The organism is Pseudoalteromonas sp. SG45-5 (assembly GCF_014164085.1).
Taxonomy (GTDB): Bacteria; Pseudomonadota; Gammaproteobacteria; order Enterobacterales; family Alteromonadaceae; genus Pseudoalteromonas; species Pseudoalteromonas aliena.
On the sequence record NZ_JACJEM010000009.1, the window covers coordinates 1 to 21,860 of the forward strand.

13 protein-coding genes and 1 pseudogene are annotated in these 21,860 nt (G+C 38.8%); 4 read left to right on the forward strand and 10 right to left on the reverse strand.

From position 1 onward, the window contains the following. From H5119_RS04035 to H5119_RS04065, 7 genes and pseudogenes are all read right to left on the reverse strand, one after another. Positions 1–168, reverse strand: a pseudogene (locus tag H5119_RS04035) (IS982 family transposase); the annotation flags it as partial. Positions 169–330: 162 nt separating this feature from the next. Continuing rightward, positions 331–2,664, reverse strand: a complete 2,334-nt coding sequence (gene pbpC, locus H5119_RS04040; protein ID WP_310737438.1) for a penicillin-binding protein 1C — start codon at positions 2,662–2,664, stop codon at positions 331–333. Between the two features lie 10 nt (positions 2,665–2,674). After that, positions 2,675–8,572, reverse strand: a complete 5,898-nt coding sequence (locus H5119_RS04045) for an alpha-2-macroglobulin (protein WP_310737437.1) — start codon at positions 8,570–8,572, stop codon at positions 2,675–2,677. 35 nt (positions 8,573–8,607) lie between these two features. Next, positions 8,608–9,207 carry a DUF1287 domain-containing protein gene (locus tag H5119_RS04050; protein ID WP_182701307.1) on the reverse strand — a complete coding sequence of 200 codons (600 nt, stop codon included), beginning with the start codon at positions 9,205–9,207 and terminating at the stop codon, positions 8,608–8,610. A 45-nt stretch (positions 9,208–9,252) separates the two neighbouring features. After that, positions 9,253–9,726 (reverse strand): hypothetical protein, encoded by a 474-nt coding sequence (locus H5119_RS20420; protein WP_182701308.1) that lies wholly within the window; start codon positions 9,724–9,726, stop codon positions 9,253–9,255. Positions 9,727–9,907: 181 nt separating this feature from the next. Further along, positions 9,908–10,336, reverse strand: coding sequence for a Replicative DNA helicase (locus H5119_RS04060; protein ID WP_077538212.1), 429 nt, complete (start codon positions 10,334–10,336; stop codon positions 9,908–9,910). A gap of 214 nt (positions 10,337–10,550) precedes the next feature. Beyond that, positions 10,551–10,730, reverse strand: a complete 180-nt coding sequence (locus H5119_RS04065; RefSeq protein WP_077538213.1) for a hypothetical protein — start codon at positions 10,728–10,730, stop codon at positions 10,551–10,553. Positions 10,731–11,192: 462 nt separating this feature from the next. Between H5119_RS04065 and H5119_RS04070 the strand changes: the two genes are divergently transcribed. Beyond that, the gene (locus H5119_RS04070; RefSeq protein WP_077538214.1) at positions 11,193–11,582 is read left to right on the forward strand and encodes a YkgJ family cysteine cluster protein; all 390 of its coding nucleotides are present in this window, start codon (positions 11,193–11,195) and stop codon (positions 11,580–11,582) included. A gap of 601 nt (positions 11,583–12,183) precedes the next feature. Here the strand turns inward: H5119_RS04070 and H5119_RS04075 are convergent. The 3 genes from H5119_RS04075 to H5119_RS04085 all read right to left on the reverse strand — a co-directional run bounded on the left by H5119_RS04075 (position 12,184) and on the right by H5119_RS04085 (position 18,207). Continuing rightward, positions 12,184–13,746 (reverse strand): amidohydrolase family protein, encoded by a 1,563-nt coding sequence (locus tag H5119_RS04075; RefSeq protein ID WP_182701309.1) that lies wholly within the window; start codon positions 13,744–13,746, stop codon positions 12,184–12,186. After that, complete coding sequence (locus H5119_RS04080; protein ID WP_182701310.1) at positions 13,739–14,938, reverse strand: M14-type cytosolic carboxypeptidase; 1,200 nt, start codon at positions 14,936–14,938, stop codon at positions 13,739–13,741. Before H5119_RS04080 ends, H5119_RS04075 begins: the two co-directional genes overlap by 8 nt. Before the next feature lie 314 nt (positions 14,939–15,252). Beyond that, positions 15,253–18,207: a TonB-dependent receptor domain-containing protein gene (locus H5119_RS04085; protein ID WP_259399620.1), complete on the reverse strand. Its 2,955-nt coding sequence runs from the start codon at positions 18,205–18,207 to the stop codon at positions 15,253–15,255. A gap of 369 nt (positions 18,208–18,576) precedes the next feature. On the opposite strand from H5119_RS04085, the gene gltS reads away from it, so the two are divergent. The 3 genes from gltS to dgcN all read left to right on the forward strand — a co-directional run bounded on the left by gltS (position 18,577) and on the right by dgcN (position 21,840). After that, on the forward strand, positions 18,577–19,791 hold the full coding sequence (gene gltS / locus H5119_RS04090; RefSeq protein WP_182701312.1) for a sodium/glutamate symporter: 1,215 nt from the start codon (positions 18,577–18,579) through the stop codon (positions 19,789–19,791). A 41-nt stretch (positions 19,792–19,832) separates the two neighbouring features. After that, complete coding sequence (locus H5119_RS04095; RefSeq protein ID WP_182701313.1) at positions 19,833–20,720, forward strand: LysR family transcriptional regulator; 888 nt, start codon at positions 19,833–19,835, stop codon at positions 20,718–20,720. Between the two features lie 121 nt (positions 20,721–20,841). After that, positions 20,842–21,840: an N-acetyltransferase DgcN gene (dgcN, locus tag H5119_RS04100; RefSeq protein ID WP_077538218.1), complete on the forward strand. Its 999-nt coding sequence runs from the start codon at positions 20,842–20,844 to the stop codon at positions 21,838–21,840. Positions 21,841–21,860 lie beyond the last annotated feature (20 nt).

Sequence of the window (21,860 nt, forward strand, 5' to 3'; positions counted from 1 at the left end):
ATGTGACATGTGAAAACTAATAACAATAGTCATAATTTCACTGGTCGTCATACGCCCTGCTCGCTGACGTTTTTGGGTGCCATCTTCGAGTAATTGTTTTTTCCATTGGGGTATAAATACTTTGCAAAAATCATCGACATCGCAAAACAATTCAACTAATTTAATCATGCCTGTTCCTTGTTTATCCAATCGCTCTTGGTCGAAAGATCGGATCTCGGAACAGGCATTTAGTTCAATTTCTTAAACGAGATTCAGGTTAAGTAATAAATCATTGCTCTTAGCTAATAGATCGTTTTAATGCTTTGCTTTTTGAGTAACAATCATTTTATTTTACTGAACCAGTTTTACGCGCAGTATTGTTGAAGAGCTACGCCCTAAGTTATCAACAACTTTCACCTCAAATATTCCGATTTTTGGCTGCCAGAAAAACGCCGTATCGCGTTCTACTTTACCTACAAAGCTATTGTTTACAAACCAATATAAAGCACTTGAGTCTGTGTCGGTAGTTGCTGTAAATGGTAAACTTTCTTGCGTTAATTTACTGGCTCTTACCGTGTAACTGATCAAGTTGCTCGGAGATGTAATTGTCGGCGCTGAGCCCAAAGTGCTCGTATCATTAATTGCACAAGAAGCAAGGTAAGCTGGAGGTTGGCGTTTTACGATGCCTGCTTGTTTAAATAATCTAATTAAGTCTGATGGCCAAAACTCATACACGGCTTTTGTTGTTGTCGATTCGTCAAAGCGGCATGCTCTTGCCCCCGATGCTTTATCGATAAAAATTTCTCGATGCACATCAGAGATTTTAATCGGTGATTTACCAGGAATAAAAAGCCCTTTTTGAGTTTTAGGGCAATGAACATTAGGCAAATCACCTGTTGTTGAGCAAATATCTACTTTTTCGATATTTAAGCCGCCCCGCTTTATATCGCCTTTTATTAATCCGTAGCTTTCTAATGAGCGAATTATTTCAAAAAATAAAGGGGCTGCGGCTTGTCGGCCAATAAAAGAAGGATGCCCTTCGCCTGAAAAATTACCGACCCAGGTTGCTAACACATAAGGGCCTACAATACCGACTGACCATGCATCACGAAAAGCAAATGAAGTGCCTGTTTTCCAATAAATAGGGTACGTTTTTCGGCTCTGCTGTTGAAAAGATATTTCATCAACTGCGTTGTTTTTACTTAACATCTGTAGCGTTAAATAAGCGGCTTCGGGGCTAAGTAAACGTTTCTTGGTATTATTTTTAAGATCGCGCTCAGGCTCTTGTTGTAAAATAATCTCGTTTTGATACATCCCTAAGTTAGCTAACATAGCGTATAGTTTGACCAGCTCTAACATCGTGACTTCGTTGCCACCTAATGCCAAAGCCAACCCATAAAACTCTTTAGGCTGTAACTTTTTTATATCAGCCGCAACAAGTAAGTCATAGAGTCCCACTTTTTTTAAACGATACATTAGATTGACGGCAGGCACGTTTCGACTTAGCACTAAGGAATCAGTCGCCGATATAGGTCCTAAAAACTGCTGATCGTAGTTTTCTGGGGTATAGCCACCAAAGCGTTTAGGAGCATCTTTAACCAGCGATAATGGATGAATTAATCCTTCATCTATTGCCAGAGCATAAATAAAAGGTTTAAGAGTGGAGCCAGGCGAACGTTTTGCACGCGTACCGTTTACTTGTCCACTGATTGTATTATTAAAAAAATCAACTGAGCCTAATTCAGCGACTATTTCCATCGTTTCATAATTCAATAAAATTGCAGATGTATTAGTGATCCCTTCTCTTTCGCGTCTCTTTATATAACTTTTTCCATGACGCTCCAACAGCTTTTGTAAGCTTAAATTTATTGTTGTTTTATACTCTGCAGACTCAAGGTGCGGGAATTCAATTTGTAGGTTATTAATAAAGTGTGGCGCTTCAAAAGGCAGCTCGGAGGATGAATGAACGCTAATGGGCAGCTGCATTGTAGCACTCCAGTTTTTATCACTAGGGTGCGCTTCAAGCCACCGAGAAAATAGTGTTTGTCTTGCATCTAATAGTATTGCTTTAGCTGATTGCTTAATTGGATTTCGTTTGCTTGGATTTTGCGGCACTAGACTCAGTAATAATGATTCAGGTAAGTTGAGCTTAAATGCTGGTTTTTTAAAATAAATTAAACTTGCAGCCCCAATACCTTCTATATTTGAGCCATAAGGCGCTAAATTAAAATACGCTTCTAATATCTGTTTTTTATTGTAGTGACGCTCTATTTGTAAGGCACGAAAAATCTGTTCAATTTTCCCCAAAACAACATGTGTATTCATACCAAAACGCAACCGAGCAACTTGCATTGTTATTGTTGATGCCCCAACGCGGCGACTTCTTTTAATATAGCTGGTGTAAAATGCTTTTGTTAAAGCAATAAAATCAATGCCAATATGCTGATAAAAATATTGATCTTCATACAATAAAGTCGCTTGTTGAACGCTTAAAGGAATTTTTTCGATGGGCGTCCATAATCTATACCGATCATCGGTGGCTAAATTTAAGCGTAACAACTTACCGCTGCTGTCGTAAAATGCCGTTGAGTAAGTGGTTGATTGAGTTATGTCTGGCTTTGGAACAAAGACATACCACAGCACTGCAAGCAATGCTGTGGCCAATAAAAATAGCTTGATCCGCACGCTGTATTTCTTATTTAGCGGCAGTAACATCAACATGGCCAGACTGAGAGTGCGCTTTTACACTGAGATCATACATAGACTCGGCATAAACCGGCGGCACTACAAAGCGACCTGCCGCAGTCACTTTCACTTTATATGTTAGCTCGGTCATCATATCGCCAAAATCACCATAAAATATTACTCGGTCTTCGCGAATATCGGTATATTCAGACTGCCAATGATTGTATTTATTACGCACGCTGTCTCTTAGTATTTCAAAGCCGCCTGGGAGCAAATCAATAATGGCAACATCCGAGATATTTTTACCCGTTGTGCTACGTACACGTAATACAACATTAAGCTCTGCACCTTGGGCAACACTCGATACATTTTTGCCGCTGTCATCTTGATATTCTCGAGTCACTTCTAAACCATTGCTTAAGGCTTGTTGAGGTAAATGTGTATCAAATCCAGATTGACTCATCATATAAAACGAACGAGGCGCAGCCAAAATATCGAGTTGCTCTACGTCGGTTAAAAATGATGCTTTTGGATAAGGTGTATTAGTTACTGTTAATGCCTCGGTTGTGCCTTTTTGAGTTGTCGCTTTGATTTTTACATCATCTGATTGCGTTGCTAAGAGCACAACGTTTGAATAAGCGCTCATTGCTAATACTGACCAAGCAGATGATAAGGTGTTGTAACGTCCTTCAAAAATAGGTTCAACAACACTCAATAAGTCATCTTTTGTTAGTTGTTTTAAACGCTCTGGAAAATGTTTTGATAACAAATAAATATATTGTCCGTCATGTGCAAGGCGTGAATCATAAGGACCCCAAGTCACTGACTGAGTATCATCGCCTATTTTGTAGCCATCAATGAGTGCGTGTGCTTTATCGCTGGCGCGCATTAGCTGATAAGTCGCTCCCATAAATGCTGACGATATATCTTGCTGCCATGCTTTAGTGCTATCAGCATTAAAGCTTTTTTCTAGATCAGATAAATAATTTGTGGTTACTTCACCTTGGCGAGTTAACAAATAGATAGCGTAAGCGCGGTTTCTGTTATTAGTTGCCAACAAGCCGCTCGCTATATTGCGGACACCTTCAAACCCCATATCCCACATGTCATTTGGGATGGCTACACCGGCTTCTTTGGCATCCAACAAAAAGTGCATAACGTAAAGAGAAGAATAAATTGATGCTCTCGTATTACCAGGCCACAGCATAAATCGCCCATCGGGTAATTGACGTTTACGAAGTGTATCGATTAAGTTATTTATACGACTGTGTTTTTCCGACACATTACCCATATAGCTCGGGTGTTCTAAATAATCGAGCACCGGAAATACACTACTGACCACTTGCTCAGTGCACATATGAGGGAAGTTATCTAAGTAGCTTATCAGCCCATCGACCAAAGCTAACGGACTTTTCGATGCCGTTATACTTCCTTGCGCCAAGCTAGGGTATAGCTTTCTGGGCACTGTGAGGTGTTGTTTACCTGACTCGGTAAAGCCACTGTCAAAGCTGCTAACAAAAGCAACTGCAGGGCGAATACTCAACGTCGCTGTTCGCTGGCTCACGTGCTCACCCGATGCAGCTGTAAAAGTAATTGAGGCAGCGCCTAATTTATCGAGTACTTTAACCCGAAAGGTCAATGTGTCTTCTGCGTTTTCATCAATGTTTAACGTTAATTGTGCATCGCTTAGTATTTCAAGATTATCAGATTCAAGGGCTTTCACCGCAATTGAAAGCTGCTTACCTGAATCTTCAACAGTATTAGCAACACCTAGTGTAATATCAAATTCATCTCCTGGCGCTACTGTAGTTAATACATTTGGCGTTAATACAAATGGCCCTTTTACAAGCGTTGTACTTTGTTTAACACCTACGCCATTGTCATTAACCGCAACAGCCATAACACGTAACTGACCTGCAAATGTATCAGGAATAGTAAAGGTCAGTTCCTTGCTTTTAGTGTCTGGCGTTAAAATACCTGACCAAAATGCGACTGGTTTTTCTACTTTTCGAGAAAATGGATTTAGCTGTTTACTCTCAAAGCTTGACGCCATAAGCCCAGCATAACCGCCACCTGCGGAGGCAAGCTCTCGCACTAATTTAAAGTCAGGTAAAATAAGATCAACAATTTGCATTGTGCCTACTTCTAATGCACGCTTTTGTAAAAAATGGTTTAACGGCTTTGGTGTTTGGTACTGAGCAACTTGTAAAATCCCTTCGTCTATTGCAAATATAAGCATACGCGATGGCTTACTTGCACTGTATGAAATAACTAAATCGTCACCAGGTTTTACTTTGTCAGGGATGTTTACATCCAGTTTTATTTCTCGTTTACTGCGATCAATAACAAACGGCTTTACGGCATAGCTCAATGGGCTGGTAAATATTTCTCGAGACTCAAGGCTTCGCACAAAAGACACATTAATATAAGCATTACCTTCTATGCCTTTAGGTAGCGTTATTGTTTGTATGCTGCTTGTTGTTTTACTACTAAACCATTTAAAAGCATGTACTTTATTGGTTTCAATTGTAATTAAGCCTGAGCCGGTATAAGGCGCGACGATGCTCATTTCTATTGTTTCGCCAGGCTTGTAATCTTTTTTGTTTAATTGAAGTTGTAGCTCAGCATTTTTTTCAAGTTTACCCGCTAAATTACCTGTACCGTTTACCGTAAACGATACTCTACTGACCGTATTACCGTGACTATCAACCAACTCGGCTAAATAATCGCCTGGTTCGTCGGTTGGTAGAATAAAATCTGTTCCATCCTCACTAATATAAAATGCATCTGTTGTAAGTTGCTTACTTTTTTGTACCGATTGGTATTTATACGTTCCGTTACTTTGCTGAACCAATGTGGATACGTATTGTTGTTCAATTAAATTTAACGATAACCCATCGCGGGCAACAAGTTCAGCGTCTGAGTTAATGTTAATAAATCGAACGACTCGTTTGGATTTTTTAGATATGTAACTTAAATCGCCGTCGGTTTTATAGCCAACTAATTGTTTAACCGGTGAGACAAGCATCGCACTATTAGCACGAACACTTCTGCCTCCACCTTCTTCGTATCCTTGAACCGCAAAATTTAACTGATACGTTCCCGCCTCATAACGCGTTAAATCAATATTAAACTCAGCCTTGCCTTCATCGTCTGTTTTGGTTTCATCTAACGATTCATTTGTTTGTCTAATATTTTGATCCCCACTGTTGGGATCAGAAAACACATAATCTTTATGTTCGCTAAAGTAAAAGCCTGCTGGTGTTAAACGTAAATCAGCGGTTATGCGTCTATTTTGAGCCGGTGTACCAAATAGATTTTCAAGGCTTACTAATGCTTTAAATTCTGCCGCACTCACCCACCCTTTGGTAGATGACACTGAAAATTTACTGTTGATTTTTAGTCTATCTGGCACAAATTCTTCTACTTTAAAGCTCGTACTGCCTAATTGATCACGTCGATTATTTTTAACCAATTGCACAGACACATAATATGTTCCGGTCGCTGAGCTATGCTCAGTTGCAAAGTTAAAATCAAGTAAGCCATATTTATTTAAACGCACACGTTTATTAAAAACCGTGGCGCCTTTAGGATCTGTAATTTCTAATTCTAACGGTATATCCCCTAATTTTGAAAAATCTGATTGCTTAACAATGGTCGCTAAATTAACCGTATCACCAGGGCGGTAAATGCCACGATCTGAAAATACAAACGCATCTATTTGATTACTTCCTTGATAGCCAGAGCTCACTCCGCCAGTATCAAAACGCGAATAGTTAATCATACGAGCATGGCGGTTATAAGGAATAAAAGACGCGTCAGATTTTGTCTCTACCACAAAAGCAACGGGGGTCTGCTCTTGTGTAAACCATGTTGTAATAGGGAACGATGCATGCCCTTTCGCATCGGTTTTACTATCTAAAACAACGAGTCCATTTTTACCCAGTAATGAGACTGTTGCGTGCGCTACAGGATTGCCTGTTTCGATAGACTGCACAAACACATCATGAGAGCCATCTGCATTATTTTTTACCAATAAACCTAAGTCTGTAATAAGAATAAGTCGTTTTTCATTAGGCCCGTAGACATAATTGTCTTGTGTGTTAAGGGCTTGGGCATCAACAAAAAACAACCCCAACCCTAGTGAATCATTATAGTTATCACTTAAATCAAGTGACGAATACACCGCCTTTTTTGGATGTTCCGTTTTTAGCTTAATTTGTCGTGTAGAAACCGTACTTATATTTTCTTCTGTAAAGTAATAACTGTTAAATTCGGGGTTAGTAATATCACCCCTGGTTTGACTCACGAGGTGATTAATTTGATCTGCGTGTACTTTACCAACCTTAACGTGAATTGCTTTTACGCCTCGGGTTAAAAATGACAGTTTGTGATCGCCATTTTTTGATAAAAGCGCACCGTCAGACATTATTTTTACTTCGGTGGGGTACATAGGTGTATTTAAAATGCTGTCGTAGGCGTTAGTCATAATAAAATCACTGGCCGATTTTAGCCCAGCGTCAATATGTACATAAACCTGTCTATTTTCTGGTGCGTCAAATACAAAGCTGTGCAATTTAGCCGAATCTTGCGCTGCTGGGATCATAGTTAGCTTAATTTTTTGCGATTTTTCGAGCACTGCATACGTCACTTCTCGCGGGCTACTCCAGTATTTATCTTCCCCATTAGCAGTTGTTTTTGGTAAAACATAAGCCGTGGTTTTGCTAATCACATCTTGCGCGGCAATAGCAGCAGTAAAATCTAAAATAAGTGTTTGTTCAGGCTCGTCTTCGGTATTTCTTACCAGCAGCATATTAGCAGTGTTAACTCTAAAAAAACTATTAACACTTGGGATCAAAACAGACTCTTCAATGCTGGTTACCGTTTTTGATGATCCCGCAACCGGCTTTACGCCACCGTCGAGTGTGAGGTACATATAACTTTCGGTATCTTGAATACGTACCGGCTCTGACGTAATGTAAATTTCTCGTTGATGTTTGTCATAAGTGACATCAAATTTGTATTCAGCCACCGAACTCTTACTGTTTTTAGTTAGTGATTGAGTGAGCTTTAATTTACTTTTTATACTGTCTATATTTGTCGGATGGCTTGCTTTTAACGTCGCGATAACTTTGTGACTTTTAGTTTTAGGGTCTTGATAAAACGCCAGTGAACTTAGGGTTAAATTAAAGCGCGGCGTTTTAAATACGTGTTCATCGTCGCTCAATTTTATATCCGTTTTAAAAATAGCGGTATCAAAACTAACGCTATATTCTTGCCCCGCTGGCCAATCTTGCTTTGGCGTAAACTTAAGCTGATTTTCGCTATACCACGTCCATTCACCAATAAGCTCTGGAGTTACTTTTATACCTTTAGTGAACTGTTTACCGACCAAATCTAGCTTAGCAACGGAATAAGACACTGTGCTGGTGTTCTCTACCCCTTCTAAAATAGGCGTAAAATCAATATATAGTGGTTCAGCAATAAGTGCATCAGATGGAGTAGTAAGCAACGGTCCTGAATGACTGGCTTTATAGCTAACCGGCTGTGGAAGGGAGAGAAAAATACAGTAACTAATAACAATTAAACACAGCACTGAAAAACAGCTAATAAATAGTTTTTTTCGCTGTTGAGCATAAGTAACTAACCTGTTTAAATTCGACGTTAGCCACGTAGGTTGCTGCCATACAATAATGCCAAAAGCGTTTAAAACAACAAAAAACACACTGAGTAAGGCACTTAAACTCACATACGCTTTTACTTCAATATTTGTGCTATTTAGCCACCATGCTATTGCGCTAAACAGTCCCGCACCAAAGGTTCCAAAAAAGATGCTCATTAATACATTAGCTATTTTTGATGCGAAGTGACTCTTTTTTAAATAAGTCCCTTTATTGCTTTTATCCACTTGTTTTATCCTTTGCTTTTGGGGCTGTAATCGTTTTAATCTTGTTTATATTGTTGTGGCACAAACCGATAATGGCCGGTAATTTCATAATCAAAAAGCACATCGCTTTTTTCAGGGCCTCGCCCTATATTATGAACAATTAATGAGTTACCCGTGCCCTGCGCTTTGTCATTAACAACCATACCAATATGCGGTAGATTACCAGCTAACATCCACGTGACTATGTCGCCTGCTTTATAGTCCTGCGCCTTTTTTGAGTTACTTAAAACGTCTCCGTGGCGCTTAAAGTAAACTTGTAAATTTGGTACACGCCGATGATCGATATTTTTATCGGGCTTAGTTAAGCCCCAAATACGTTTTGAGGGATACAACGTAAAGTTTTTTATCATATCTTCATGAACAAGCTTTTGTAAATCAACACCTAATTGGCGGTAAGCACGAATTATAACATCGGTACACACACCAATATTATCGGGTACATCACCGCCTGGGTAAGCGATTGAACGATAAGCCCCATCATACTTTACTTGATGCGTTGTTCTCTCTAGCAAGGCCGTCACAATATCATCATTAAATGAGGCTGCTTTAGCATTTACGCAAAATAAGGCAACTGAACACGCAATAAACCGTATCATATAAAAATCCTTTTGATATTAATTTACCGAACGGTGGATAATTAGCTAAAGAGTGCGAGCAACGTACTCAACCACGTTTAATTTTTCACGGCCATCAGTAAAATGCTCATCTAAGCTATATGCCATAATCTCAAGTGGTGCATCATAATAACCAGCACACTGAATTTCTGTAATATAACGAAGTATAAACGCCTCTGCACCAAGATTATTCCACTGAGCAACATGAACAAGCTCATGAAAGTGCACCCTTAAGTTGTCGGCAACGTGTGAAAGCATATAATAAGTATTTTTATACGTTACGCCTGCTGCATCCATATCGATAAAGTCACCCAATCCCATTTCACGCAGTTCAGGAAAATCTGGTTTAGGTATTTTATCAACCACAACATAAAACGCATTTTTTAAAAATTCGGTAGGATAAAAACCTGCAAACTCACTGGCAAATTTGTCACAGCTAATTCTCTGGTCTTTATATTCTAGGTTTGTCTTATCAATCCATTGATCTACTTGATTTAACACGTTTAATCTCCATAATATTAACGTTATTCGTCTGCTGTATGGGAATTCTAGATTAAAACATACCTGATCTAGAAAACACCTTAGATACTTATCACTGCTGTGTATGCGTTGTTATTGCTAATTAGTTTAGAGCAACCACAACGCACACTGCTGCAACCTAAGCGCTAAAGCTAAACACGCCCTAGCCTTCTTCTTCAACCAATGATTCTAGTAAATCATGTATTTCAGCTTTGAGCTCTTTATCAGCAATTTTGTTCGCACTGACTTTAGCATCTTGCAAATTCTTAATTGCTTCGTCTTTTTGACCTAATTCAAGCTGTAACGTCGCCATTGAAAAAGCAACAGATGACATATGATCTTTATCGTTAATCGCAATCGACTTCTCTAGTGCCTTTTCGTAACCTACGATGGCTTCTTCTAACTCTTCGGTAAAATCAGCAAGAGTTTCCCATTGTACTGGGTGGTCTTTTGGGGTATTTTCGTTTTCAATACAAATTGCTTTTAATTGCCCATAAAGTAGCTCGAATTTTTTTGTATCGTTTTTATTAGCCGCAGCCATTAACTCTTCAGCTAGGTCGTGTACCGCTTTGTAAACTTTGGTATTCATCATTACTCATCATCCTTTTTTGCCACTAAATAATTTACTCGTACCATTTAGCACCAATGTGTTATGTCAGCCGTTATCAATATTTTAAACAACTGTTTTAAATAGTGTATCACTTGGCCTAATAATACATTAATAATGGGTAGCACGTAGAAGTTAAACACGACGTAGGTGAAATATTTATACATGAAATAGAATATTAGGACCTGTTAAGACTGAGCTATGCGTTAAATAAACTCGCAAGCCAATCAACCGTAAAAATAGTCGTAAAAATTTTTAGTCCAACCACCGCTAAAAACAGTAAAATAAGCAGAGCTTTAACCTTGTTACTTTTTAGATTATTCCAATACAACATTCTTGTATTAAACTCTGTTTTTAATTTACTTATTGCGTCTTTCATCTTAACTCCCTTCATGTTTACTCCCAGTACAGCACTGTAAATTCGACATGCATTTTCTTTTAGAGTAAACCATCGACTAAAAATCGTCCCTACAAAATAACGAATAAAGCGTAACAGCGTGTTTCGAACTCTCCATCATAACTAATCTGAACTCTGGATAATAAATCTATCTTGATCAGCTATTTTCAGCGCTAACTGCGTTGAATTTATTTGCAATAGGCCAGCTATTGGCGCGTAAATTCGCCTTGTTTTCACTGAAAATCTCTGGCTAAAGAAAATAAATTTAAATATCATCATGATTCAATACGTTAGTAAATCTCTTAACCAGAGCTCAGGTTAACTAAATTGCGACTCCTGTAAGTTTACAGAGTAATTATATACTCAACTGACATCTAAAAATAAATTCAGTGCTACACTCATAGCTATTCTAAGCCCGTTAACAGCCAACTAAATTAGTCAATTATGAAACAATGCAATCAATGTGGTAAATGCTGTACTAAATACGGCGGTGGTGATTTAAGTGCATCAAAAGAAGAAATTGATTTATGGGAGCTTTTTAATCCTGAAATTTTTGAATACGTTAAAAACAACGAGATTTGGTTCGATCCTAAATCAGGGGTAAGATTAACCACATGCCCTTTTTTAGAACTTGCGCCTAAAAAAGACCCACTCGCTAAAAATATGTACACATGCAGTATTTATCTAGACAGACCAGAAGATTGCCGTCACTACCCTAGCCTAATTTCCGAAATGATTCGCGATGAGTGCGAAATGATTGAGCCTATTGATATAAAAAACCAAACTAGAGCACAAATTAAACTTGATGTGCTAATGATCGACAGCCGTTCATAAGCGCGTAAAGCAATTTAAGGTAAATCATTTAAACCAATTTCATTAGGGTCTGTTGATCTTTCAAGGTTAAATTTGCAGCAGTCTGTTTGGTATTAAGGCAAGGCAGCGCCTATGCAGTGTGGTTATTCCCCATAAATGGGCGATAACGTAGTATTAATGCCAAACAGGCGCTGCCCAAAGGGTTCTATCTAGGGGCTATTTACTCTTTGTTGCTCGGTTTTTACTTATTCTTACAGGGATGTAAGCCATTAGAGTAACGCAGGAGCAGTTACCGAGCCCACTAGGTTACAAACCTCGCGCCGCGATTAAATAGTCCCTAGTTTGAACAAATTTTAATCCGCAAAGATCAACAGACCCTAATAGTGAGCTATTTTAGCGATAAGAAAGTAGCGCAATAACAAGGCTAAAATGATGACATAGTGTTGCTACCATTAATTGCTTCTTACATTGCTCACCTTCCTGTATCCATGTAGTCGACTATAAATAATTTTTAACACAATTAGTGAGTTATTTAGTACGCTAAAATGATCGTGTTTTTAATAAAATGGGTGTTAGTTAAAAGCATGGCTCATGAATCAATACGACTAATTCAGGGAATATGTTAGCGAACAAACTTGCCCGCTAACTTGTTTAAATAATTAGACTCACTAATTACCAGCTCGCCATTAACGAAGACATAATCAATACCTGAGGAATATTTATTCCAAGTAGCAAAATTAGCATTTGCTTTAAATTTGCTTGCTTCAAATATAATGATATCTGCTTTAAACCCCTCTTGTAATTTGCCTCGATCTTTAATATTTAATATATCAGCTGTTTTACTCGAACTTTGATTAATAAACTGAGCTAAGGTCAGTATCGACTTTTCTTGTACGTATTTTTGATATTTTTGTGCAAAGCTCGCGTATTTACGAGGGTGCCCGTTTGTACCGTCAGAAGATGTAACTACCCAAGGTTGACGCATAAAATTTTCAACGTCAGCTTCAGACATATTAAATGACGCGACTCGCACTTCTCCCTCTTGTACTAATTGTATGGAAGCTGAGACTGGATCAATAGCTCTCTTGTGCGCTATTTGAGCCAAATTCAAACCAACTAATTCGGTATCTTTAAACGCAGTAATAAGTAAAGATTCAGGGCCACCACGACGGCGAATATTTTCCTTAATTTCACTGTAAAGCTGCTGGGCTAAACTTTTATCATTCAAACGATCAAAGAAGGCGCGCTGAGAATCAGCCATAACCCATTTTGGCATAACCGCACTGTGCAGTTTAGTGCCAGAAGCAAGCCATGGGTATTGATCAGCTGAAATACTAACCCCTTTTGCTTGGGCAGTTTCAATTTTTTCAATAGCCATTTTACTTTGCCCCCAGACATCAACGCCTAAAGCTTTGATATGAGCAAGGTGAAGATGTATATCTGCCATTTCGGCAATGTTTATTGCTTCTTCAAGCGCTGCTATAAAACCAATATTAAACGTACTTTCATCTCTCAAATGAGTATCGTAAATACCATTATACTTACTTGCAACCTTAGCAAGGGTAACCACCTCTTCAGTATTAGCAAAGCTACCGGGGACATAATACAACCCCGTTGACAAACCTAAGGCTCCCGCTTGCATCGCAGTGGATAGCAATGTTGACATCTCATTTAGCTCTGCTTGACTTGCAAAGCGTTGCGCACGCCCCATCACTTGCTCCCTAATACTACCGTGGCCAACCAATAGTGCTACGTTGGTGCCAATACCATTGGCTTCGAGTTTCTTAGCTGTATTAACTATATCGACAGGCCCTTCACCATCATTGCCATTTACGACGGTTGTTACCCCTTGAGTAAGATAATTTAAATTATGATTTTTATCTTTACTGTATAGCTCTGCCAATGTGTGGGTATGAGGATCGATGAAGCCTGGGCTGACAATTTTCCCCGTAGCGTCGATAATATTTTTTGCCACCATTTGATTATTTTGAGAAGGAAATAGACCACATATCTCACTGCCACAAATCGCAATATCGAGTGCTTGCGGCTGCTCGCTGGTCCCCGTGTAAACCTGTCCATTAATGAGTAGAGTATCGATATTCAGTTTATCGGCATTTACACTTTCGCTCAGCAATAAGCCACTTAAAAATATCCCGATATATAAATATTTACTCTTGCTATTCATTAAAAATTACCTCTTTATTATGTCCATTAGCCGCTAGCATCGTTTGCATTAATACTGTCGCTGCATTTTTTGCAATAATTTTAATACTTTCGCGATTTGTTTCATCACCCATTTCATAAGTAATAGCATGTACTTTATAGTTATCAGCAAAGTACTGTTTAGAAACACCATTATTTGGTTTGTTACCCGGCTTTTGCACTACATTAAAATCAGGCATCAGTTTATCGAGTGCTCCTAACCAATTACGAACAATATACCGATTTTCAACACCATAATTTATTGGCATAGTGTAAAACACATCATGTTGCGTTGAGTGAAAGTCGACTGCAAATTTTATTTTGTCACCATCAGCCACCAGCTGCTGTAAATAGCGATGCACTTGCTGAGTCTCAGGTTGCTTAAAAGTGATCCAATCACGATTCAAGTCGACTCCATTTGCATTATGACGCCAGTTACCCGCTGCAACACCATCTGGGTTTAAATTGGGAATAACTAATATGTTATATTTTCTTCGGAAATTATCCGCTAAAACGTTGTTTGCTAATAGTGTTTCAACAAATGGAAATAAAGCTAATGCGCCTGTTATCTCTGGTGGGTGTAAGCGACCAAGAATAACAAGCCATTCACGGCTATCACTACGGCTTTCTATTTTATATATTGGTCTACCTTGCACTGAATCACCTAATAATGTTTGACTGATACGGTCGGTAGTTTGTAATCTTTTAGCCCAATCAATATAAAACTGATTATCAATAATCTCTTGCCCTGCGATATATACAGGTTGTGAAGTGGCTTTTACATCTAATACTAAGGTTTTATTACGATATTGATGAGGCAGTAGCTGCCAATTTTTTAGATCATGGCTGTATTTAGGTAAGTAACGATTCTCTCGCTTACCGCTTATTTTAATAGTAATAATTATGTCCGTTGGTTTATCCGCTTCAACCCTAAAAGCATACCAAGGGCTTGGATTAATTGGGGTATTCTCTGGTTTAATTGTGATCAAATAGCTATTTTTTGATATAATCTCACATTCGTCCATTCGACTAGCGTCGAAATTAGCAATGAGTCTCACCGCCCCCTTGTGACATGCTTGCGTCGCGCTGGATAAAGTATCATTTTTTGTTTCTGCGCATGATGTGAGTACGGTCAGTACAATTACATAGGCAAAAATAGAAATAAATCTTTTCATGTAAAAGTCTCTAAATTTGAGTTTAATACTACTTAGCCTGAACTTTGGTTAATATACTTACTAACCAACTAAATTTTGGGGATTTAAACTTATTTTTCTCTAACCAAAGATTGTCAGTGCAAACAAGGCTGATTTACGCTGAAAATAACGGTTTGAGATAGATTTATTATCCAGAGTTCAGATTATTTAAAAACATGGCCCAGTAATTAAGATCTAGTGAGCCATGATTAAACCAATTGAGCTGCTATTGTAATATTCGATCCACAGCTAAAATTTCAGTTAGCAACTCACTTGGTAATATATGTGTTAAAAAGTTAAAACTTCTTGTTTATATTCACATAAAAATAGCGTCCTAGGCTCGAATGAACGCTGCTATTGTAACCAAACGTTTCATCTGCAATAGGTGGTTTTTTATCACTTAAATTCTTCACACCAAAAGTGATTTTAGTCTTATCTATTATATTGTTTGGTAAACTGTAGTTAACATAAGCATCGAGTCTTGAAAAACCGTCAACTTGGTATTTAAAGTCTTGATCAGCAATGCTGTAATCTAAACTAGTATCTTCAAAACCACTAACATAACGATATCTTAAACCTGCACCCCATGCGTCTTGTTTCCAATCAACAGAAGAAGTGACACGCCACTTGGGTCGACCATTTTGGCCAATCAGATCACCACTGCCCGTAACGGTGACTTCATTCCCCCGATACTTAAGTGCATCTACTAAACCTTGATCACTTGAATTTTGAGCTGCAATAACTTGAGCAGTAACATCATCAACTAACTGGTAAAATTTCATTAATTTAGCTGCATTAGCTTTAAATTTGAATTTACCAAAATCAGTGTCTAAATCGTAAGTAATGCCTAAATCAACACCCGATGACTCTCTATCTTGTAGATTGATATAATCATTTTTCAATGCAATAACTTCATTATCGTCACCTCCACGAGTGATAAGGGCATTTCCATTACTCGATGGATCTTCATAACGTAATAGCGCATCATAAAGCACTTGAGTTTGTGAATTTATCAGGCCCACTGTGTCTGTTTGATCAAGCTGCCACCAATCTGCGGTTAGCGTTAAATTGTTGGTTGGTTGAATTACAAACCCCCAGCTTATACTTTCACTTTCCTCTGGTTTCAAATTATCGCTACCACTGCGCACTTCTAACAAACCATAGCGTGCGTCTGTAAGTGGATCACTGCGTGTATTTATTCTCGATATATCAACTGCCACTACTTGCGGTAAACCTGGGGCTTTAAATCCTTCAGAGTAAGCGGCCCTTACTTGCACATAATCATTTACTATCCAAGAAAATGCGACTTTAGGTTTTAAAACATCACCGACATCAGAAAACCGCTCATAGCGTGCGGCTAACTGCATATCAAGCCTGTCAATCATCGGTAAGCCTTCAAGCAAGGGAATAGCAAGTTCACCATAGGCCGAGAAAACATTTCTACTACCCGATGCATCTGGAGTCGGGCTACTTCCTAACACCGTACTGGCAAACTGATCAACTGCTTTTACACCACCCACTACATCTAAAAATTGCTCAGAGGTATTTAACGCATTAGATCGAATGTCGAAGAAATTTTCATAACGATATTCAATGCCCGCAGCAAAGCCAACGTCACCCGCTGGTAGCGCGAAAATATCGGCTTTACTTACTTTGAAATCAAATAACGCCAACTCTGTTTCACTCTCCCGAACAACATCAATCATAAAGTTGTCTATCACAGCTTGACTATTGCCTGTTGGATCACCACTGTTTGTGTTATTAACATCTGCGCCATTAAACACATCGTAAGCCGTCGCTTGATCTCGGCTGTTTATTGCTTCTTGAAATCGCTGCGTATGGATCCGATTGGCAGTATCTTTGGTATTCGCTTTAGAATATAAAACAGCACTATCCCAATCCCAATCCTTATAAAACCCTCTTAATCCTGTTAACACGCGATAGCTTTTGTCAATGACCTCAATATTTCGAGGACCTGTATCAACTGGACGGTATTTTCTTAAATTAACATCCTCACCAAAAGGATTGTAATAAGCATCTGCGGCAATGGTAAAACGTTGAGATGTTAGGTTTGATGTTTGTTCGCGAACACGTTCTGCCTTTGCATAGTAATAAAGGGCTTCGCTATAAAGTTCAATGTCATTAGTGAGCTCGTGCGTAAGTAGCCCATAAAAATTTGCACGCTCTACGCCAGAACTCAATGAACGTTCACTATTTCGATCGTAACCATCGTTTGAAGGTTGGCTACCGCGGTCTACGCATACGCCATCAACATTTAGGGTACTTGTTGGGCTACCGAGCGCATCTGAATCTTCACACCCCGATAGAGTTGCAGGTTGCAAATGAAAGGTTCCTAGCGTACCGGTTCGAAACTCCCCCCAAGGGGTTGACGAATTAAGGTTATGAAGATCCGCATTATTATAAATTGGGTTGCCCTCATCATCCTTCCCTGTCACGGTTACATAATCCGGAAAACGCGGGTTCTTTCGCAAGTCAGCACTTTTCGCATATGACTTTTCGCTTGCCATTATAATTTTTCGTTTGTAATAGCCTGCAGACATAGAAAGATGAGTTTTTTCTTCATTGAAAAAAAAGCCTGTCGCACCGCTAAAATTAACCGCATCACGATCAGTTCCCTCTTCTGATCCATAATTTAAATTCAATTCAGAACCTTCATAATCATCTTTTAACGCATAATTAACGACACCTGCCACTGCATCAGAGCCGTAAATAGCTGCTGCACCATCTCGTAAAATCTCAACACGCTTTAGACCACGTACGGGTAAGGTATTTGCGTTAGCCGTAGTGACTGGTACAAAATTTTCTGATTGAGTGCCTGGGTGCAATACTAAACGGCGACCATTTAACAGCACAAGTGTATTGCCAGTCCCTAAACCACGTAAGTTATAAGAAGATACATCACCACGCGCGTCGTTCACACCACCTACTGCACGCGAGCTATTAAAAGAAACATCACCTTGTTGCGGGATTTCAGACAACAATTCAGCCCCAGATAATGCACCACTGTTTTCAATATCCTCTGCTGAAATAGCGGTAACTGGTAGTGCTCCTGTGTCGTGATTAACTTTAATATGTGATCCAACAACACTGATACGTTCAACATCTTTTTTAGTTGCTTTCGCTTCTTCAGCGAAAGCTTGTTGAACTAAAGTACTTTGAGCTGTCAAGGCTGCTAGCACACATAGGCTAACCCGCTTTAATTTATGCTTAAATATTGCTTTTTTTTTCATCACTTTCACCATCGTAAGTTGCATTATTCATTATGTTGTTAAGTTGAATATATATTTGTTCTTTATTGTTATAGGTTAACCATGCCGACAAATTAACAACAATACCATTGACACTTCATTTACACCCCATAACCTAAGGTTATGGTGAGATTGCATAGATGTATCTGCTTTGTCATTTATATTCGCTTATATGTTAAACTTCTGTGCTTTAAATAAATATTGCACGCTTTTGAAGCAAGAACGTAGAGCTTTTGGTTATGACACTCTACACTTTTTGAACTGCTGATTTATCGATTACCCTTTACAATCAAATTAAGCTTAAGCGCACATAAAAACAAAAATGCGATGTAAAATAAGGTTCAATAAAATATGCACATTGAAATTTCTACACTTGAAACGCTTTTGGTTTCTCTGGTAATACTTTTTTCAGGCTATTACCTCAATAGTAAAATTGCTTTTCTAAAAAATAATAATATTCCTGAACCGGTGGTTGGCGGTATCTGCTTTTCTATTATTGCAGCCATTGTTCATGTTTATTTTGATATTAACTTTGAATTTAACATGGCATTAAAAACACCATTAATGACCATTTTTTTTACAACCGTTGGCCTCGGTGCTAGCTTTAGCCTGCTAATTAAAGGAGGTCCTAAAGTGGTACTTTTTCTTGGTGTCGCAACAATTTATTTACTTATCCAAAATGCGATAGGCGTGTCGATTGCTTTAGCTAGCGGTATGGAGCCTCTAATGGGCTTAATTGGTGGCTCTGTTACTCTTTCAGGTGGACATGGGAATGGTGCAACTTATGCAGACCTATTTATAAATGAATACGGTATGCACAATAGTGTGTTTGAACTTGCGATGGCAGCAGCAACATTTGGCCTTATTCTAGGAGGCCTAACAGGCGGGCCTGTAAGTAAGCGTTTGATAAAAAAATATAACTTAAAAGCCGACCTAATTAATCACGATCAACGCGATGATACAGTCACATTTGACCCTGAAGATCACGATTTAGTAACCCCTAAAAAAATGATGGAAACGTTGTTTATCATTTTACTGTGTATGTACCTAGGAAAAGTGGGCTACGATAGCTTAAGAACGATAGATATTATTTTACCTGCATTTTTAATCCCATTACTGTTTGGTGTAATTTTTACCAACGTTACTGAATTTACTAAAATTTATCACATCAGTCGCGCTTGTATTGATTTATGGGGGACCATGGCACTGTCTATATTTTTAGCGATGGCGCTCATGTCATTAAAAATATGGGAACTGATCAGTTTAGCCGGCCCAATGATTTTTATGATTTTAGTACAAGCCTTAATGTTAATGCTTTTCGCATATTTTATAACTTTTAGAGTCATGGGAAAAAACTATAATGCAGCAATTATTGCGGGTGGTCATTGTGGCTTTGGCCTTGGGGCAACACCTACAGCGGTCGCTAATATGGAATCTTTGGTGTCGCGGTACGGGCCATCACCGCAAGCTTTTTTAGTGGTTCCTTTAGTTGGTGCATTTTTTATTGATATTACTAATGCTTTGATTATACAGTTGTATCTAAGTTTCCCATTTATCAGTGGTTAGTTTCTATTTCATTTACTGATTAATTTTATTAAGGGCATCAAATGCGCTTGCGCCATATAGAAATTTTCCATGCTATTTACACCACTGGCTCAATAACTAATGCTGCAAAAATACTGCATGTATCACAGCCATCGGTAAGTAAAGTATTATCCCATGCTGAGCTACAGCTTGGATTTAATCTTTTTGAACGCGTCAAAGGACGACTTATTCCAACCGACGAGGCTGAGATGTTATTTGGGGAAGTTGACAAAATTTATCAACAAATGCGCTCTATAAAAAACACAGCCCTAAATATTAAAAAGTCAGAGTTTGGGAGTATAAGCTTAGGTGTTACACCCGCATTAGGTTTTGATGCAATTCCGAACGTAATTGCACAGTATCACCATGACTACCCGCATGTTACATTTGACATCCAAACCACTCACAACGACGCCGTTGTACAATCATTACTTGAATATAAGTCTGACTTAGCGATCTTATTTTCACCGCACACTATGCCTGGTATCACAGCTATCCCTTTGACAACATCAGAGTTAGTTATTGTATATCCAAAAAATAAATTTCCTGATTGTCCAACGAAGCTCACTCTAACTGAAATTTGCGACTCTGAGTTTATTGATATTAGTGATAGTGGTCCATTAGCTGAGATGTTATGGGCGAGAGCACTAGAGGAAGACATCAACTTTGAGCCTTCATCAATTAAAGTGCAAACTTACTTTATTGCTGTGAGACTTGTTACACGGGGGTTAGGGGTATGCGTAGTTGATCGATATACCGCAGAAGGTAATTTATCCGATAACATTGCTATCGCTTCGTTCGACCCTCCTTTAGCGTTCAATATTAGTGCTATACACCTTGATACTTTAACTAAATCAAAACTGATTGACGAGTTTATACCGTATTTAATTAGAGGTATTTCAAATAGTTAAGATTAAACATAACCCTAGGTTATGACTGTTCAAAGCCTTCCCACTTTTAATGCATGTTCACTAAGCTAAGCTCGATATAACACAATATTACTCTGTTTATTTCAACCTTAGGAACGTACTTATGCACATAATTTCTCCCTATTTACTTTTTATTGGTGATGCCACTGATCAACTTTCTATAAAAATGGCGCAAGGCGCAGCTGATTGGCGTCCAAACCTTTGTGTGGGTGAGTTTAGTGTTGACGGTTGTACCGTAACAACTGGCATTAAAAAAATGAGTATTGAAGAGGCTTCTAAACAAGGTGCAAAATCCTTTGTGCTTGGTTTCGCAAATAGTGGCGGTATTTTAGAAAAAAGATGGCTACCTTATATTTTAAGTGCCATGGACCATGGTATGGATATTGTTTCAGGCCTGCATGAAAAACTGACAGATTTCCCTGAATTAATAGCAAAAGCACAAGAGACTCAACAGCAATTGCTTGATATTCGTCATCCAAAAGCTGAATTTAAGACTGGAACCGGTATAAAACGAACTGGAAAACGCTTACTCACCGTAGGGACGGACTGTTCAGTCGGTAAGATGTATACTTCTTTGAGCCTTGAGAAATCAATGAAGCGTATGAACTTTAATGTGGATTTCCGTGCGACAGGCCAGTGTGGCATTTTAATAGCAGGCCAAGGCGTGGCAATTGACTGCGTGATCTCTGATTTTTTATCCGGTGCTACAGAGTCACTTTCACCGAATAACAGCCCTCAACACTGGGATATCATTGAAGGCCAAGGATCATTATCTCACCCTGCGTTTGCAGGCGTCAGCTTGGGTTTACTACATGGCTCACAGCCCGATGCCCTTGTTATTTGTCATGACTTGAATCGCAGCCATATGCGTGGGTTACCCCATAGCCAATTCCCTAGTATTGAAGCGACAATGGCACTCAACCTCCAAGCTGCTAAGCTTACTAACCCTCATGTAAAAATAGTGGGGATCACGGTTAATACATCCAGCGTAAGCATTGATGAAGGCCGTAAAATTTGCGATGAACTGAGTAATAAATTTTCACTCCCGTGTGTCGATCCCTTGCGTGATGGAACCGACAGTATAGCAAAGGCTTTAATTTAACCTGAACACTCTGGATAATG